The sequence below is a fragment of the Paraburkholderia sp. SUR17 genome (assembly GCF_029536165.1).
GTDB classification, from domain to species: Bacteria; Pseudomonadota; Gammaproteobacteria; order Burkholderiales; family Burkholderiaceae; genus Paraburkholderia; species Paraburkholderia kururiensis.
Genome location: NZ_CP120509.1, coordinates 207,049 through 223,785, shown reverse-complemented (window position 1 = coordinate 223,785; position 16,737 = coordinate 207,049). Strand labels below are relative to the sequence as shown.

Sequence of the window (16,737 nt, the reverse complement as noted above, 5' to 3'; positions counted from 1 at the left end):
GTTTCCACCCGCCGCGTAGGCACGATCAAAAGCCTGGAGCCTCACGCAACACGCTTGTCGTGCTCGATCACCGCGTACGCGCTGTGGTTGTGAATCGATTCGAAGTTCTCCGCTTCGAGCGTGTATGCGGCCACGCGCACATCGTCGTTCAGGCGCTGCGCCACGTCCCGCACCAGGTCTTCGACGAACTTGGGATTCTCGTAGGCGCGCTCGGTCACGAACTTTTCGTCCGGGCGCTTGAGCAGTCCCCACAGTTCGCACGACGCTTCTTCCTCCGCGATGGCGATCAGTTCTTCCGGTGCGAGGTCGCCGGCCAGTTCAGCGCTGATCGTCACGTGCGAGCGCTGGTTGTGGGCGCCGTATTCGGAAATCTTCTTGGAGCACGGGCACAAGCTCGTCACGGGCACGAGCACCTTCAGGAAGAGCCGCGTCTCGCCGTTGCGCGCATCGCCGGTGAGCGTCACCTCGTAGTCGAGCAGACTTTCCACGCCCGAGACAGGCGCCACTTTCTTCACGAAATACGGGAACGACACTTCGATACGGCCGGCGTCCGCTTCCAGCTTCTGGAGCATCGCCGCCAGCATCCGGCGGAACGTAGCCGGCTCGAGCGGCTCGCGGTTCTCTTCGAGCAACGCGACGAACCGCGACATATGCGTGCCCTTCTGATGCGCCGGCAGATGAACGTCGAGATTCCACACGCCGACGGTGGGCTGCGCTTCGCCGCTACCCGTGCGTACCGTCAACGGATGGCGCACCGCCCTCACGCCCACCCGCTGAATCGGGATCTGCCGTGTGTCCACCGTGCTCTGCACGTCGGGCATCACGAAGGCGGGGTTCATCTGGTTCATCTTGTTGTCCTCAATGGCGCGCAAAACTGGACGCGCAAAGGCAAACGCCGGCAGCACGCCGGCGTTTTGCCAGATGGGCCTTGGCCCATCGGTTGAAACGGGAGTCGCTATACCCTCGACGACCGCCCCGACCTCACGCTACGCGCTTGACCGACTTGCCGGCCGCGCTGCTCGCGTGATCGAGGAACCGTTCGCGAATCGACTTCGCGATGCCCGCGGCGTCGAGCCCACAGCCGGCCAGCAGACGCGCCGGATCGCCGTGGTCGATGAAGCGGTCGGGGAGGCCCAATTGTAGTACGGGCTTGATAACCCCACTCTCCAGCAGGGCTTCGACGCAAGCCGAGCCGGCACCGCCCATCACGCAGCCTTCTTCCACAGTCACGATGGCGTCGTGCGTCTCGGCGAGGCGGCGCACCAGATCGGCGTCGATCGGCTTCACGAAGCGCATGTTCGCCACGGTCGCATCCAGTTCTTCGGCGGCAGCCAGCGAAGGCGCCACCATCGTGCCGAATGCGAGGATGGCGATCCGCTTGCCGGACGGCTGCGACGTCTCGCGACGAACCTCGCCCTTGCCAACCGGAATGGTCGTCATCTGCTTGACGGTGGCCACGCCCGTACCGGCGCCGCGCGGGTAACGCACGGCCGTCGGGTTCGACTGCTGAAGCGCCGTGTACAGCATCTGGCGGCACTCGTTTTCGTCCGACGCCGCCATCACCGTCATGTTCGGGATGCAGCGCAGGAACGCGAGGTCGTAAGCGCCCGCGTGGGTAGCGCCGTCTGCGCCGACGAGACCCGCGCGGTCGATCGCGAACACAACCGGCAGGTTCTGCAACGCCACGTCGTGAATCAGCTGGTCGTAGGCGCGCTGCAGGAAAGTCGAGTAGATGGCGACCACGGGCTTGAGCCCTTCGGCCGCGAGACCGCCCGCGAACGTGACCGCGTGCTGCTCCGCGATGCCCACGTCGAAGTAGCGGTCCGGAAAGCGCTTCTCGAATTCCACGAGACCGGAACCTTCACGCATGGCCGGCGTAATGCCGATCACGCGCGAATCGAGTTCGGCCGCGTCGCACAGCCACTCGCCGAACACCTGCGTGTACGTCTTCTTGCCCGGCGACGTGGACGGCTTGATGCCTTCGGCCGGATTGAACTTGCCCGGACCGTGATAGAGCACGGGGTCCGCTTCGGCCAGCTTGTAGCCCTGGCCCTTCTTGGTGACCACGTGCAGGAATTGCGGACCGCGCAGTTCCTTGATGTTCTGCAGCGTGGGAATCAGCGAATCGAGGTCGTGACCGTCGATCGGGCCGATGTAGTTGAAGCCGAATTCCTCGAACAGCGTAGCCGGCACGAGCATGCCCTTCGCGTGCTCTTCGAGCTTGCGGGCGAGGTCGAGCATGGGCGGCGCCACGCGCAGCACGCGCTCCACGCCCGCGCGCGCAGCCGCGTAGAAGCGGCCCGACATGAGACGCGCCAGGTGGCGGTTGAGCGCGCCGACAGGCGGCGAGATCGACATGTCGTTGTCGTTGAGGATGACGAGCAGCGGCACGTCTTCCATGACACCCGCGTTGTTCATGGCCTCGAAGGCCATGCCGGCCGTCATCGCGCCGTCACCGATCACGGCGATCGCGTAGCGGTTGTCGCCTTGCAGCTGGCTCGCGACGGCCATGCCGAGCGCCGCCGAAATCGACGTGCTGGAATGCGCGGTGCCGAACGTGTCGTAGTCGGATTCGGTGCGGCGCGGAAAACCGGAGATGCCACCGAACTGCCGCAGCGAGTGCATCTGGTCGCGGCGGCCGGTGAGAATCTTATGAGGATAGGTCTGATGCCCGACGTCCCAGACGATGCGGTCGCGCGGTGTGTCGAACACGTAGTGCAGTGCAATCGTCAGCTCGACCGTCCCGAGGTTGGACGAGAGGTGGCCGCCCGTCTGCGACACGCTGTCGAGCACGAAGGCGCGCAGCTCGTCGGCAAGCGGCTGCAACTGGCGACGATCGAGCCGGCGCAAATCCGCAGGATCGTCAATGGTTTTCAGCAAGTCGTACATCGTCGTTCCATTGTAGGAAAACTTACGCGCCCGCACTTTTTTCGCGCACACCCGTAACGTTGTTCCATTCGTTTCATGCGCGGCGGCGGGCTTTCGCGTTCAGCTGACCCGGTCAACCACCAGGTCAGCGAGTTCTGCAAGACGCTGCGCGCGTGCGCCAAACGGCGCGAGCGCAGCGTGGGCATCGCGGCGCAGCTGCTGTGCCAGCGCGCGCGAGGCGTCGAGTCCGATGATCGACACGTAGGTCGGCTTGCCGTCCTTCGCGTCCTTTCCGGCGGTTTTGCCGAGCGTCGCGGAGTCGGTCGTGACGTCGAGAATGTCGTCGACCACCTGGAACGCGAGACCCACGGCGGCAGCATAGGTGTCGAGCGACTTCAGCGTGTCCGCACCCGGCGCCTCGCCTGCAAGCGCGCCCATACGCACGGAGGCGCGCAGCAGCGCGCCTGTCTTCATCCGGTGCATCGTTTCCAGTTGCGCTCGCGTGAGCGCGTGGCCCACGCTTGCGAGGTCGATGGCCTGGCCGCCCGCCATGCCCACCGAGCCGCTCGCCACCGCCAGTTCGCGCACGAGCGACGCCTGTTGCGCCGGGCTCAGCACGTCGGCAGTCAGCGTGATGAAAGCCTGCGACTGCAATGCGTCTCCGACGAGAAGCGCCGTGGGTTCGTCGTATTTCACGTGGACCGTGGGCTTGCCGCGGCGAAGCGCGTCGTCGTCCATGCAGGGCATGTCGTCGTGCACCAGCGAATAGACGTGGATCATCTCCAGCGACACGGCGGCCGCATCGAGGCATTCGGCCCGCGCGCCCGTGAGTTCGCCCGCAGCATGGCACAGCAAGGGCCGGACCCGCTTGCCTCCGCCCAGCACTGCATAGCGCATGGCTTCGTGCAGTTGCTCGGGGACAGTCTTTTCGGACGGCAAATAGTGTTCGAGGGCCGCTTCGACCCGCTCGAGCACCGCGCGGGTCCACTGTTCAAAAGTCATAGATCGTCGTCTGCCTCTTGGGCGGCATTTCCAGTCGTATTGAGGGGCACGGGACGCAGCGTCTCGCCGTCGAGCACGCGGACCTGCTGCTCCACCTTCTCCAGCTGTTGCTGGCAGAACGTGACGAGCGCGGCTCCGCGCCGGTACGCAGAGAGCGATTCCTCGAGGCTCAGATTGCCGCTCTCCATTCGCGCCACGAGCCCTTCGAGTTCTGCGAGCGCCGCCTCGTAGTTCTCCGGCAGCGGCGCGCCGCCGTTGTCCTCGACGGACGCGGCAGCATCCTTCGGTGCGGTTTTGGCCATGAGGTGGTCGCAAATTTGAAACAAGTCGGACATTCTACGGCAAAAGCGTTATTTCCGACCCGCACGCCGGCGCCTGTCCCCTTACAGCCACAAGCCGGCATGTAACCAAATCCATCGCGTCCGCCTGGAAAATTTGAACTCCGGGGACAAATTTGACCCAAATCAGGCACTTAGTCTCCCCCGAAAAGGGGAAACGGGTATAATCGCCGGCTCCCTAAATCGAACCTTCGATGGTTGGGTTGTTCACTGCTTTCACGTCTTCATCGGGAGTGGGAATGTCCAATCTGAGCAATGCATTGCAGCTGAAGTCCATCCACAGCCAGCTGCCAGTCACGGCTTACTTTGACCAGGCGCTTTACGAGCGCGAAATCGCAACACTCTTCCAGCAGGGCCCCCGCTACGTCGGGCACGAACTCATGGTGCCCGAGAAGGGGAGTTATTTTGCCTTACCTGGCGAAGGCGAAGGGCGTGTGCTCGTCCGGAACCAGCAAGCTCAGATCGAGTTGCTCTCGAACGTCTGCCGCCACCGGCAGGCCATCATGCTCAACGGCCAGGGCCAGACCGAGAACATCGTCTGCCCGCTGCACCGCTGGACCTACGACCTGAACGGGCAACTGCTCGGCGCCCCACACTTCGCCGACAAGCCGTGCCTCAACCTCAACGCCACGCCGCTGCAGAACTGGCAGGGCCTGCTGTTCGAGTCGAGCGGTCGCGACGTGGCAAAAGACCTGGCGAAGCTGGGGCCAGCGAAGCACTTCGACTTTTCGGACTACATGTTCGATCACGCCGAAATCCACGAGTGCAACTACAACTGGAAGACGTTCATCGAGGTGTACCTCGAGGACTATCACGTCGTGCCGTTCCATCCGGGCCTCGGTAGCTTCGTCTCCTGCGACGACCTGCGCTGGGAGTTCGGCGACTGGTACAGCGTACAGACGGTTGGCGTGCACAGCGGCCTCGGCAAGCCGGGCAGCGCGACGTATCGCAAATGGCACGACGAAGTGCTGCGTTTTCGCGGCGGCGAGCCGCCCGAGTTCGGCGCCATCTGGATGGTGTACTACCCAGGCGTCATGATCGAGTGGTACCCGCACGTGCTCGTCGTCTCGTGGCTCATTCCGCAGGGGCCGCTGAAGACCACGAATATCGTGGAGTTCTATTACCCCGAGGAAATCGTGCTGTTCGAGCGCGAATTCGTCGAAGCCGAACGCGCCGCCTATATGGAGACGGCTCGCGAAGACGACGAGATTGCGGAGCGGATGGACGCCGGCCGCCGTGCGCTGTACGAGCGCGGCGAATCGCAGGTGGGCCCGTACCAGAGCCCGATGGAAGACGGTATGCAGCACTTCCACGAGTTCCTGCGCGCACAACTGGGCGACATCTAAGGCACCGCTCGCTACGCATCGCCGAATTGCGGATGCGCGGCAAGGCGCCAGGGAAAGACGGGCTCTCGCCCGTCTTTTTTTGTTTAGACTGACGGCATCCGGCGGGCCGATATCAAGCGACGTACAAGTAAGCTTCCGGCCCGCGCCATGCCCCAGGAGCCGTCATGCCTCACACTCACTACACCACGCTCATCTCCGCCGCGAACCTCAAGGAACGGCTGGATGCCGCGCCGGGCAGCGTGCTGATTTTCGACTGCCGCTTCGACCTTGCCGATCCCGCTTCCGGCGAAGCCGCTTACGCCGCCGGTCATCTGCCCGGCGCGCGCTATCTGCATCTGGACCGTGATCTCTCGGGTTCGAAGTCCGGCAGCAACGGGCGTCATCCGCTGCCCGATCGCGCAAAGCTCGTCGATACGCTCGCGGCACACGGGCTGAATGAAGGCCAGCAGGTCGTCGCATACGACGCGCAAGGCGGCGCCTTTGCCGCACGCCTCTGGTGGCTGCTGCGCTGGCTGGGTCACGATTCCGTGGCGCTCCTCGACGGCGGGCTGCAGGCCTGGCAAGCCGCCGGGCTAGCGCTCACGAGCGACGCTCCGCCCGCCTCCCGCGGCACCTTCAAGGCGGGCGCCCCGCTGCAGTCCACCGTGGACGCGCAAGCGCTGCTGCGCAATCTCACCCAGCGCGAACAACTCGTGATCGACGCCCGCTCGCCGGACCGCTATCGCGGCGAAAACGAAACCATCGATCCGGTCGGCGGCCACATTCCGGGCGCACTCAACCGGTTCTTCAAAGACAACCTCGGCGCCGACGGACGCTTCAAGTCCGCCCACGCGTTGCGCGAGGACTTCGCGGCGCTGCTCGCCGGCACCGCCCCAGACCACGTGGTACTGCAGTGCGGTTCCGGCGTCACGGCGTGCCACAACGCGCTCGCGATGGAAGTGGCGGGGCTGCACGGCGCCACGCTCTATCCCGGATCGTGGAGCGAGTGGTGCACGGACGCGTCGCGACCGGTCGCAACCGGGCCGAATCCCTGACGCCTGAACGCTACGCGAACGCTTTTAGAAGCAGCCGCGGCGCCAACACGAGCCCGCGGCCGCCCTTCTCGATGCGCGAATCGCAGCCTCGCGCATCGGAACCGCCTCAAGCCACGCCGTGTTCCTTGAACCAGGCGAGTGCGCGGCGCCAGCCGTCCTCGGCGTCGGCCTTGCGGTAGCTCGGCCGATAGTCTGCGAAGAACGCATGCCCCGCGTCGTCGTAGACCACGAACTGCGAGTCGCGCGCCGGCTGCGATGCATGGGCAAGCGCCTGCTTCATCTGCTCGATGGTGTCCTGCGGAATGCTTTGGTCCTGACGGCCGTAGAGCCCGAGCACCGGCACGCGCAAATCCGCGACGCGATCGATCGGATTGGCGGGCGTCATCGCGGTGTGGTCGCCCACGAGCCGCCCGTACCACGCCACGGCCGCCTTTAGCCGGGGATTGTGCTCGGCGTAGAGCCACGCAATCCGCCCGCCCCAGCAGAAACCCGTGAGCCCCAGCCGCTTCAGATCGCCGCCATGTTCGCCGGCCCAGGCTACGGTCGCATCGAGGTCGGCCATGACCTGCTCGTCGGGTACCTTGCTGACGATATGCTCGTCGAGTTGCTGGATGGTCGGGTACTTCGATGCATCGCCCTCGCGAACGTAGAGGTCCGGCGCAATCGCCAGATAACCGAGCTTCGCGAATCGACGGCAGACGTCGGCGATGTGCTCGTGCACGCCGAAGATTTCGTGCACCACCACGATCACCGGCAAATGCGTCTTGCCTTTCGGCTGCGCGCGGTAGGCGGGCACGAGCGTGTCGCCCGAGTGAATGCCCACCTCGCCGGCTTCCAGCCCTTCGCTGTCGGTGTGGATGGTTTGTGCCGACACGGGCAACACGGCCGCTGCAAAGCCCGAGCCCAGCGCGGCCTTGATGAACGTGCGTCGATTGAACGGGACGTGGGGAACGAGGCTATCGACTTCAGGTTTCAGCATGCGGCGCTCCTTGGTGAGCCGCCCGGCTGGAGAAAAGAGCGCTGGCTGCGAGGGCACGTGACACGAAGAGCCCGCTATCGAAACGCAGCAAGCAAGCACGGACGGAAATGGCGAACGTGTCAGCCCTGAGCCTCGGCCGCACACGCTCGCGCATTGTAGGCGCCTAACCCTGACGTCTGCAGAAAACCGCTCAGTGGAGCTTCACGCGCGGCAGCGTGGTGCGGTGCAGCCAGTGTGCGAAGGTGTCGAGCACCATCCGCGCATAGCCGTGCAGGGCCGCGATATGCAGCCGATACAGCGACATGTACATGAAGCGCGCAAAGAGCCCTTCGATCAGCATGTTGCCGCCGATCACCCCGCCCATCAGATTGCCGACCGCGCTGAAGTGGCCGAGCGAAACGAGCGAGCCGAAGTCGCGATAGGTGAATTCTGGCAGCGGCCGGCCTTCCAACCGGTTGCCGAGCGCGCGCAGCAGAAAGCTGGCCTGCTGGTGTGCGGCCTGCGCGCGCGGCGGGACATTGCGTTCGTTGCCGGGCCAGGGACAGGCGGCGCAGTCGCCCATCGCGAAGACGTTGTCGTCGGTTTCGGTCTGCAGCGTGCGGCGCACCGGGATCTGCCCCAGCCTGTTGACGGACAGACCGTCCAGTTGCGCGAGCACGGGCGGTGCCGTGATGCCGGCGGCCCACACAGTCAGATCGGCGCGAATGGTCTTGCCGCTCGCGGTACGCACGAGACCCTGTGCGACTTCCGTCACGCGCTCGCCCACCATGACCTTCACGCCCAGCTTCACGAGCAGCTCGGCCGTGGCCGACGACACGCGTTCCTGCAACGCGGGCAAGATACGCGGCCCCGACTCGATCAACACGATGCCCACGTCGTGGCGCGGGTCGAGCTTGTGCAGACCGTAGGCCGAGAGCACCTGCGCCGTGTTGCGCAGTTCGGCGGACAGCTCGACGCCCGTCGCGCCGCCCCCGACGATCGCCACCTGAACCCGCGGCTCGTCAGACGGCGCGCCGCCGTCCGCAGGGTTGCTCTCCACCGGCTCGTGGACCTGATGCTCTGCGCGCATGCACGCCGCGATCAGACGCTTGCGGAAACGTTCGGCCTGCGGAACCGTGTCGAGGGCAATGGAGTGTTCCTGCGCGCCTTGCACGCCAAAGAAATGCGTCATGCTGCCGATGGCGATGACAAGCGTGTCGTATTCGAGCTCGCGCTTCGGCAGCAACTCGCCGCCATCATCGTCCTTCACCGCCGAGAGCGTGATGCGCTTCGCCGTGCGATCGAGGCCGCACAGCTCGCCTTGCTGAAACTCGAAGCCATGCCAGCGCGCCTGCGCCGCATAGGCCAGCTCCTGCGTGAACGGGTCCATGCTGCCCGCCGCCACCTCGTGCAGAAGCGGCTTCCAGATATGCGTGGGATAACGGTCCACGAGTGTCACGTGCGCGCGTGGCTCGCCCCGGTTCTTCTTCGTCGCGCCGTAGCGATCGCCAAGCCGCGTCGCCAGCTCCAGTCCTCCCGCTCCTCCACCCACGACGATGAACCGATGCATTCGACTCTCCAGGTTATTGACCGCGTTCGGGTACGGCAGCTACGCGGCGAGGCGCGCAGCCACACCGGACGATTGTCAGTGACGTCCTTGCATTGCAACAAGTCCTGAAAAAAGATATGTGACATGCGCGCGACGCCGGGCTTGCGGCGCCGCTGCACGTCTGCAGCACGATCAGTGCGCTTCTTCCCAGTTCGCGCCCGCACCCACTTCGGCCACGAGCGGCACCTTGAGCGCCGCCACCGAGCACATCAGCTCCGGCAAGCGCTTGCGCACGAGGTCGAGTTCGGCGTCCGGCACTTCGAGAATCAGTTCGTCGTGCACCTGCATGATCATCTTCGAGCCGATGCGCGAATCTTCGAGCCACTTCTGCACCGCGATCATCGAGAGCTTGATGAGATCTGCCGCCGTACCCTGCATCGGCGCATTGATGGCCGCGCGCTCGGCGGCCTGGCGGCGCGGACCGTTGCCGCCGTTGATTTCGGGTAGCCACAGCCGGCGCCCGAACACCGTCTCGACATAGCCGCGCGCCTTCGCGGCGGTACGCGTCTCGTCCATGTAGCGCGCGACGCCCGGGTAGCGGGCGAAATAACGGTCGATGTAAAGCTTCGCCGCGTCGCGCGTGATGCCGAGATTCGAGGCGAGACCGAACGAACTCATGCCGTAGATCAGGCCGAAGTTGATCACCTTCGCGATACGCCGCTGGTCGGAACTCACTTCGAGCGGCGTCACGCCGAACACTTCGGACGCCGTGGCGCGGTGAATGTCCTCGCCCTGCGAGAACGCTCGCAGCAGCGACTCGTCGCCGGAAATGTGCGCCATGATGCGCAGCTCGATCTGCGAGTAGTCGGCCGATACGATCTTGTGGCCCGGCGGCGCGATGAAGGCCTCGCGAATACGGCGGCCCTCCGCGGTGCGCACGGGGATGTTCTGCAGGTTCGGATCGTTCGATGCAAGGCGCCCCGTTACGGCCACAGCCTGCGCGTAGTTGGTATGCACGCGGCCGGTGAGCGGATTCACCATGCGCGGCAGCTTGTCGGTGTAGGTGGACTTCAGCTTCGAGAGGCCGCGATGTTCGAGCAGCAGCTTCGGCAACGGATAGTCTTCCGCCAGCTTCTGCAGCACTTCTTCGTCGGTGGAAGGCGCGCCGCTCGGCGTCTTCTTCACTACCGGCAATTGCAGCTTCTCGAAGAAGATCTGGCCGATCTGCTTGGGCGAGCCCAGGTTGAACTCGCCGCCCGCCAGCGCGTACGCGTCGCGTTCGAGTTCGATGAGCCGTGTCGCGATCTCGTGGCTCTGCACGCGCAGCTTTTCCGCATCGATCAGCACGCCGTTGCGTTCCATCTTGCGCAGCACGCGCGACGTCGGCATCTCGATGTTGCGGTAGACGTGGTTGAGGCCCGCTTCGGGTTCGATCTGCGGATACAGCGCGCGATGAAGCTGCAGCGTGATGTCCGCGTCTTCGGCTGCGTATTCGGACGCCTTGTCCACCGGCACCTCGTCGAAGCCGATCTGCTGCGCGCCCTTGCCCGCCACTTCTTCGTACTTGATGGTCTTCACGCCGAGATGGCGCAGCGCGAGGCTGTCCATGTCGTGCGTGCGGTGCGATTCGAGCACGTAGGACTCGAGCAGCGTGTCGTGCTCGACGCCGTTCATTTCGATGCCGTAGCTTGCGAGCACCTGCTCGTCGTACTTCAGATGCTGGCCGAGTTTCTTCTTGTCCGCGCTCTCGAACCAGGGCTTGAGCTTTGCGAGCACTTCGTCGAGCGGCAACTGTTCAGGCGCATCCGGCCCGCGATGCGTGAGCGGCAGATACGCGGCATGGCCGGGTTCCACCGAAAACGACATGCCCACCAGCTTCGCCGTCATCGCGTCGAGCGACGTGGTTTCCGTGTCGAACGCCGTGATTTCCGCGGTGTCGATCTTCGCGAGCCACGCGTCGAACTGTTCCCAGGTCAGGATGGTTTCGTAGTTGCGCTCGCCGTCCACGAGCGGCGCCGGCTCGTCGGTGGAACCGGGTTCTTCCACGGCCGCGGCCATTTCCACTTCGCGCAGCCACGTCTTGAAGCCGTGCCGCATGAAGAGATCGCGCAGCTCTTCGCGCGCTTCGGGCCGCGTGACGAGCGTGTTTTCGAACGACGCGACGTGCCCGTTGAGATCACACGCGGTCTCCACCGTAACGAGCTTGCGCGCCATCGGCAGAAAGTCGAGCGCGCGGCGCAGATTGTCGCCTACCGCACCTTTGATTTCGTCCGCGTGTGCGACGATGTCGTCGAGCGTGCCGTATTGCGTGAGCCATTTGACCGCTGTTTTCGGGCCGCATTTCTCGACGCCGGGCACGTTGTCCACGGTATCGCCCACGAGCGAGAGATAGTCGACGATGCGCTCGGGCGGCACGCCGAAACGTGCGATCACGCCATCGCGATCGAGCGTTTCATTAGTCATCGTGTTGACGAGGGTGACATGGTTCGTCACGAGTTGCGCCAGGTCCTTGTCTCCGGTGGAGACGATCACGTTCATGCCGTGGCGCTCGGCCTCGCGCGCGAGCGTGCCGATCACGTCGTCGGCTTCAACGCCGTCGATCATCAGAAGCGGCCAGCCAAGTGCGCGCACGGCGACATGAATGGGCTCGATCTGCTTCGCAAGCGGCTCGGGCATCGGCGGCCGATGGGCCTTGTACTCCGGGTACCAGTCGTCGCGGAACGTCTTGCCCTTCGCGTCGAACACGCACGCGCTATACTCTGCCGTAACTTCCTTGCGCATACGGCGCAGCATGTTGATCATGCCGTAGAGCGCGCCAGTCGGTTCGCCGTCCGGGCCGCGCAAATCAGGCATCGCGTGGTAAGCCCGGTACAGATAACTCGAACCGTCGACCAATAGCAGGGTCTTACCTTCCAGATTTCGTTCTTCAGGCATTATGGACAAGAGAAAAGTGATTCCGAGTCTGCGTTCACTCGCAGATCAAGAGCGCGCCACGGCCAAGAAGGCCCGCGCGTCGTGGCAGATGTTCACGATTATGGCAGAGTTTATTGAGGCGACCGAGTACCTCTCGGAGATCCGCCCGGCTGTCAGCATCTACGGTTCGGCACGTCTGAAACCGGACTCGAAGTACTACCAGCTTGCAACCCAAATCGCGCGAAAACTCTCGGATGCGGGCTTCGCTGTTATCTCCGGTGGCGGCCCTGGCATCATGGAAGCGGCGAACAAAGGCGCACATGCGGGCAAGGCTCCTTCGGTAGGACTGAACATCGAGTTGCCGCACGAACAGTCGGGCAACCAGTGGCAGGACATCTCACTGCGCTTTCGCCATTTCTTCACGCGCAAGGTCACGTTCGTGAAGAACTCCGACGCGGTGATCGTGATGCCTGGCGGTTTCGGCACGCTCGACGAACTCGCTGAAGTGCTCACGCTGATCCAGACGAAGAAATCGCGCCACGTGCCCATCATTCTGGTGGGCGGCGAATTCTGGACCGGCCTGCTCGAGTGGTTCCGCAGTTCGCTTCTGCCCATGGGGCTCATCAGCCCGGGCGACACGGACCTCATGCAGGTAATCGACGACCCGGACCAGGTGCTCGAAGCCGTGCTGTCGTTCTACGAAGACCGCGAAGAGACGGAGCCGCAGGCCGCCGCGAAGTCCGACGACGACCGCATGTTCTATCTATAAGCATCAGGCCGCGGGCGCAGCGCCTTTGGCCTGCGCCTCCAGCCAGCGGCAAAACTGTTCGACCAGCGGCGCGTTCGCCACCTCGCGCCGCGCCACCCACCAGTAGCCGCGCGCATCGATACTCGGTCCCGCGAACGGCGCCACGAGCCGGCCCGACGCCAGTTCGTCGGCCACCAGCGGCAGCGGCCCGAGCGCGACGCCCAACCCGTCCACCGCCGCCTGCAACACCAGATAGAAGTGGTCGAACGACTGCTTCTTGCGGCACTTCACCTTCACACCCGCGGCCGCAAGCCATGTACGCCACGCATCGGGCCGCGTATCCGAATGCAGCAGCACGTGTCGTGCAAGATCGTCGGGCGTGCGGATCGGCAGGCGCTGCACGAGCGCCGGGCTGCACATCGGGATTTCCATTTCATCGAGAAAGTGCGCGCTCGCGCAGTCGGGCCAATGCCCGGGGCCGCGCCTCACCGCGACGTCGAAGGCGTCGAGCGTCTCGACCGGCGCATTCGACGTGGAGAGCCGCAGCTCGACGTTCGGCACCATGCGCTGAAACTGGTTCAGACGCGGCAGCAGCCACTTCATCGCGAAGGTCGGCACCGCGTTAATACGAAGCACGTTCACGACGGCGGTGTCGCGCAACTGGTTGGTGGCGAGCGCAATGCTGTCGAAGGCGGCCTGCACCGTCGCGAGATACCGGCGGCCATCGTCAGTGAGCCGCACGCGCTTGCCCACACGGTGGAACACCTGCACGCCGACCCACGCCTCGAACGCCGCCACCTGCCGGCTGATTGCACCGTGCGTCACATGAAGCTCGTCTGCCGCCGCGGTGAAGCCGTTGTGCCTTGCAGCCGCTTCAAAGGCGCGCAGCGCGGGAAATGGGGGAAGGTTACGGATCATGCTTGTGATTCTAAGTCACAAGCGGACGGCACAAAAATCGTTTTGCCTGACAACCGATCGGCGCTACCCTCGGGTCTTCTTACAAGATGGCACTGGTCATGGACGGCTCTTCTCCTTCGGACCGCGGCGACGCAACCGGCGCACCGCCGCACGCTCTGGCCCACACGCACGCCGCCGGCGACTCCACTACGGCGCCGTCGACGGTTGTTCCCACGGTGCGCGAAATATTCCTCGGCTTCCTGAGCCTCGGGTTCACCTCGTTCGGCGGCGCGCTACCGCTTGCGCGGCGCGCCATCGTGGAGCAGCGGCACTGGCTCAGCGCTTCGGAATTCACCGACCTGCTCGGCCTGTGCCAGTTTCTGCCCGGCGGCAACGTCATCAACCTTTCGGTTGCGCTGGGCATGCGCTTTCGCGGCCTGCGCGGTGCGCTTGCCGGTTTGCTCGGGCTGATCGCCGGGCCTTCGTTGGTGGTGGTCGGGCTCGGCGTGATTTACGAGCGCACGCAGAACGATCCGCATGTAAGACATCTGTTTGCCGGACTCGCAGCGGCAGCAGCCGGCCTGCTCATCGCGATGGCGGTCAAGATCCTGCTGCCGCTACGTCACGATCCGGCTGCGGCGACACTCGCGGCGCTCGGCTTCATCGCGATCGCGATCCTGCGCGTACCGCTGCTACCCACCATGCTCGTGCTCACACCGCTCAGCATCTTCATTGCCTCGAGGGCCTCACGATGACCGACACGCTCGTTTCGCTCGCCATTATCTTCAGTCAGCTCTCGCTGCTTGCATTCGGCGGGGGCAATACGATCCTTCCGGAGATGCAGCGGCAAGTGGTGGATGTGCATCACTGGATGCCTGCCACCGAGTTCAGCGCCCTCTTCGCACTGGCTCAGGCCGCGCCGGGTCCCAACATGATGGTGGTGACGCTCGTGGGATGGCATGTGGCCGGGTGGTGGGGCATGCTCGTGAGTTCCGTGGCGAAGTTCGGACCGTCGTCGATCGTAACGATCCTCGCGCTTCACGCGTGGGAGCGATTCAAGGACCGCCCGTGGCGGCGCTTCGCGCAGAAGGGACTGGTGCCGGTGACCGCGGGGCTCGTCACGGCCAGTGCGGTGCTCATCGCGCAGGCGTCGGACCTGGTGTGGGTTACATGGGGCATTACCGCTGTGTGCGCGGCTCTTGCGTTCAAGACGAAGATTCATCCGCTGTGGTTGCTCGGCGCGGGCAGCCTGATTGGGCTGACAGGGATCGGGCAGATGTAGCATACGCGACCCACCTTGCCGCGATGGCCGTGGGCGTTCATCGCGTGAGCCGCCCACGGCGGAATGTCGACAGCCCTGCTTACTGAAACGCCACCTCGGCGAAGCTGCGCAGCTTGCAGAAGGAATATCCAATAAAATCAAAGGATTTTGCGAATTCCTCTAACTTATTGCGGAAATGCGGCCCATGATTACACGGGCGTTTGCGCTGTAATCGGAGGGCAAAGTTAGACGACCATCTGGACGGATCGCACACTGCCTTCGGAGTTTTGACCGCGCGTCAAATTTCGTTATAAATCAATGCATTGAGAAATTAGAAAACTGTAAAATTAAGGTGAATCATGGTCAAACTGGACCGATCCAATGTGGTCAGGCGCAATTTAGGTGCACCTCGACAAGCGCCACTGCCTATCCGGTCGCCGCGAAAATGCGTCAGCGTCACTGAGGGGCCGATCCATATCCTTTCGCATCAGTCGCCGTTCGAACATCCGCTACACAAGCAGGAGCGTCTTGTTAAGACGTCGCAAATCTGAGGCCGTCGCCCTATCTAGGAGCTATCACGATTCGGAAACACTCCGGCTTCATATCCTGAGAGCCTGATATTGCAACGCGGCCAAGAGATGTGACGAAGGCCGTCTGTAACGCTCGCAGCGATGCCTCAAAGTCATCCTGAGGGACTGGTTTGGCGAGCGACGTGACGTCGATACCGCTGGTAACGATCGTCACCCCAGATGGCTGCCCTCCCGCGGTTAAAGCCAGCGGCTGCTCGAAACTGGGACGGAGAGGTGGCAAGACGGGATCGGGATATGAAACCGGCCATTTTGCTTCTGTTAACAGAAAAAAGACGCTAACAGCTAAGTTAAACGAGTCCGGATCGTCGCGAACATATTGTATTTCTGTCGGGAAAGGGTATTTGCCGTGAAGCGCAGCTATGAATTTGTCTCGGCGGAGCTGTCTCGGCCCCACCTGTGCCCGTAATCGTTCTAATTCAAGATTCGCCTCAGCTGCCTTCGCGTTGGCGACCGCGATCTTCTCGTCCGAGGTTCGCTGGATCAACGCGCTTGTTTCGTGACTGATGATGGCGCCCAACAGGCCTGAGATCGTTCCGAGACCCGCTGCGGCTGCTGCGACCCACACCAACCATTGCGACGTCACGTCCCAAAATTCGAGTGTCCTTCCCCACAGTTGCATGGCCGACCCCGTTTGCGCATTTGCCGCAAATGTTAATGCTCTCGCGCGAGAAATCAAACTAGGGCAAGAATGCTGACACGGAACTGGCGACAACAGGACGGGCTCCGGTCCTTCAAAATCGCGGAATGCCGCTTACCGTCGGAACCTCGGTCGAGCTGCATCATTTCGCATCAGCAGCGCGGACCCAGAGTTGCGGTGAAACGCGAGATGTAAGGCGTTCGCAGCTTAGGTGGCTCCGTGCATCAAAATGGCACAGCTAAGGAGCGCGCAGGCGCGGAGGGGACTGCGCGGCGACGCCACGCGGGCCTGTGCGCGGGCCGGTCCCCTGTTCTATCGAAGGTCATAGTGCAGCATGACAACCTCGTGGCGCCGCCTCTTTGTATCGCCCCCCCTAGCACCCTCCTTGTAACCAAGGCGTTGTAGCGCTCGCATACCATATCCGCCAGACAAAAAAAGGCCGCGCCCGGTTGCCCAGCCGCGGCCAATGCACCTGAATACAAATCGCCGTTTGATTGTCCGCGAGCTTGCGCGTCGCAGACGCCTACGTTTGCTCTCCCTCCGTGCCCGCGCCAGGCTCTCCAGCACCGCGTCCGTCTGAGCCTGGTGCCGCTTCG

The 16,737-nt window shown here is 63.8% G+C and carries 14 protein-coding genes; 5 read left to right on the top strand and 9 right to left on the bottom strand.

What is annotated here, in order from left to right:
* Positions 1 to 41: 41 nt before the first annotated feature.
* The 4 genes from folE2 to P2869_RS18515 all read right to left on the bottom strand — a co-directional run bounded on the left by folE2 (position 42) and on the right by P2869_RS18515 (position 4,172).
* Entirely contained in the window at positions 42 to 848 is an 807-nt protein-coding gene (gene folE2 / locus P2869_RS18530; protein ID WP_126879261.1) for a GTP cyclohydrolase FolE2, read from the bottom strand.
* Positions 849 to 981: 133 nt separating this feature from the next.
* Entirely contained in the window at positions 982 to 2,889 is a 1,908-nt protein-coding gene (gene dxs / locus P2869_RS18525) for a 1-deoxy-D-xylulose-5-phosphate synthase (protein WP_017773306.1), read from the bottom strand.
* A gap of 99 nt (positions 2,890 to 2,988) precedes the next feature.
* A complete protein-coding gene (locus P2869_RS18520) occupies positions 2,989 to 3,870 on the bottom strand; it encodes a polyprenyl synthetase family protein (RefSeq protein ID WP_017773305.1) in 882 nt (293 codons plus the stop codon).
* Positions 3,867 to 4,172 (bottom strand): exodeoxyribonuclease VII small subunit, encoded by a 306-nt coding sequence (locus P2869_RS18515; RefSeq protein WP_026121144.1) that lies wholly within the window; start codon positions 4,170 to 4,172, stop codon positions 3,867 to 3,869. Before P2869_RS18515 ends, P2869_RS18520 begins: the two co-directional genes overlap by 4 nt.
* Before the next feature lie 275 nt (positions 4,173 to 4,447).
* Here P2869_RS18515 and P2869_RS18510 point away from each other — a divergent pair, with 275 nt between their 5' ends.
* A complete protein-coding gene (locus P2869_RS18510) occupies positions 4,448 to 5,554 on the top strand; it encodes an aromatic ring-hydroxylating dioxygenase subunit alpha (RefSeq protein WP_277599112.1) in 1,107 nt (368 codons plus the stop codon).
* 164 nt (positions 5,555 to 5,718) lie between these two features.
* A complete protein-coding gene (locus P2869_RS18505) occupies positions 5,719 to 6,588 on the top strand; it encodes a sulfurtransferase (RefSeq protein WP_126879265.1) in 870 nt (289 codons plus the stop codon).
* 106 nt (positions 6,589 to 6,694) lie between these two features.
* Here the strand turns inward: P2869_RS18505 and P2869_RS18500 are convergent, their stop codons facing one another.
* From P2869_RS18500 to polA, 3 genes are all read right to left on the bottom strand, one after another.
* Positions 6,695 to 7,567, bottom strand: a complete 873-nt coding sequence (locus tag P2869_RS18500; RefSeq protein WP_017773301.1) for a dienelactone hydrolase family protein — start codon at positions 7,565 to 7,567, stop codon at positions 6,695 to 6,697.
* 190 nt (positions 7,568 to 7,757) lie between these two features.
* Positions 7,758 to 9,116 (bottom strand): NAD(P)/FAD-dependent oxidoreductase, encoded by a 1,359-nt coding sequence (locus tag P2869_RS18495; protein ID WP_277599111.1) that lies wholly within the window; start codon positions 9,114 to 9,116, stop codon positions 7,758 to 7,760.
* A gap of 171 nt (positions 9,117 to 9,287) precedes the next feature.
* Positions 9,288 to 12,029, bottom strand: a complete 2,742-nt coding sequence (gene polA / locus P2869_RS18490) for a DNA polymerase I (RefSeq protein WP_277599110.1) — start codon at positions 12,027 to 12,029, stop codon at positions 9,288 to 9,290.
* Position 12,030: 1 nt separating this feature from the next.
* On the opposite strand from polA, the gene P2869_RS18485 reads away from it, so the two are divergent.
* Positions 12,031 to 12,777 carry a TIGR00730 family Rossman fold protein gene (locus P2869_RS18485; RefSeq protein ID WP_017773298.1) on the top strand — a complete coding sequence of 249 codons (747 nt, stop codon included), beginning with the start codon at positions 12,031 to 12,033 and terminating at the stop codon, positions 12,775 to 12,777.
* Positions 12,778 to 12,780: 3 nt separating this feature from the next.
* On the opposite strand, the gene P2869_RS18480 is transcribed toward P2869_RS18485, so the two are convergent.
* Positions 12,781 to 13,674 carry a transcriptional regulator GcvA gene (locus P2869_RS18480; RefSeq protein WP_277599109.1) on the bottom strand — a complete coding sequence of 298 codons (894 nt, stop codon included), beginning with the start codon at positions 13,672 to 13,674 and terminating at the stop codon, positions 12,781 to 12,783.
* Between the two features lie 98 nt (positions 13,675 to 13,772).
* Between P2869_RS18480 and P2869_RS18475 the strand changes: the two genes are divergently transcribed.
* Positions 13,773 to 14,408 carry a chromate transporter gene (locus tag P2869_RS18475; protein ID WP_277599108.1) on the top strand — a complete coding sequence of 212 codons (636 nt, stop codon included), beginning with the start codon at positions 13,773 to 13,775 and terminating at the stop codon, positions 14,406 to 14,408.
* The gene (locus P2869_RS18470; RefSeq protein WP_126879270.1) at positions 14,405 to 14,935 is read left to right on the top strand and encodes a chromate transporter; all 531 of its coding nucleotides are present in this window, start codon (positions 14,405 to 14,407) and stop codon (positions 14,933 to 14,935) included. Before P2869_RS18475 ends, P2869_RS18470 begins: the two co-directional genes overlap by 4 nt.
* Positions 14,936 to 15,475: 540 nt before the next feature.
* Here the strand turns inward: P2869_RS18470 and P2869_RS18465 are convergent.
* A complete protein-coding gene (locus P2869_RS18465; protein ID WP_277599107.1) occupies positions 15,476 to 16,123 on the bottom strand; it encodes a hypothetical protein in 648 nt (215 codons plus the stop codon).
* Between the last annotated feature and the right edge of the window lie 614 nt (positions 16,124 to 16,737).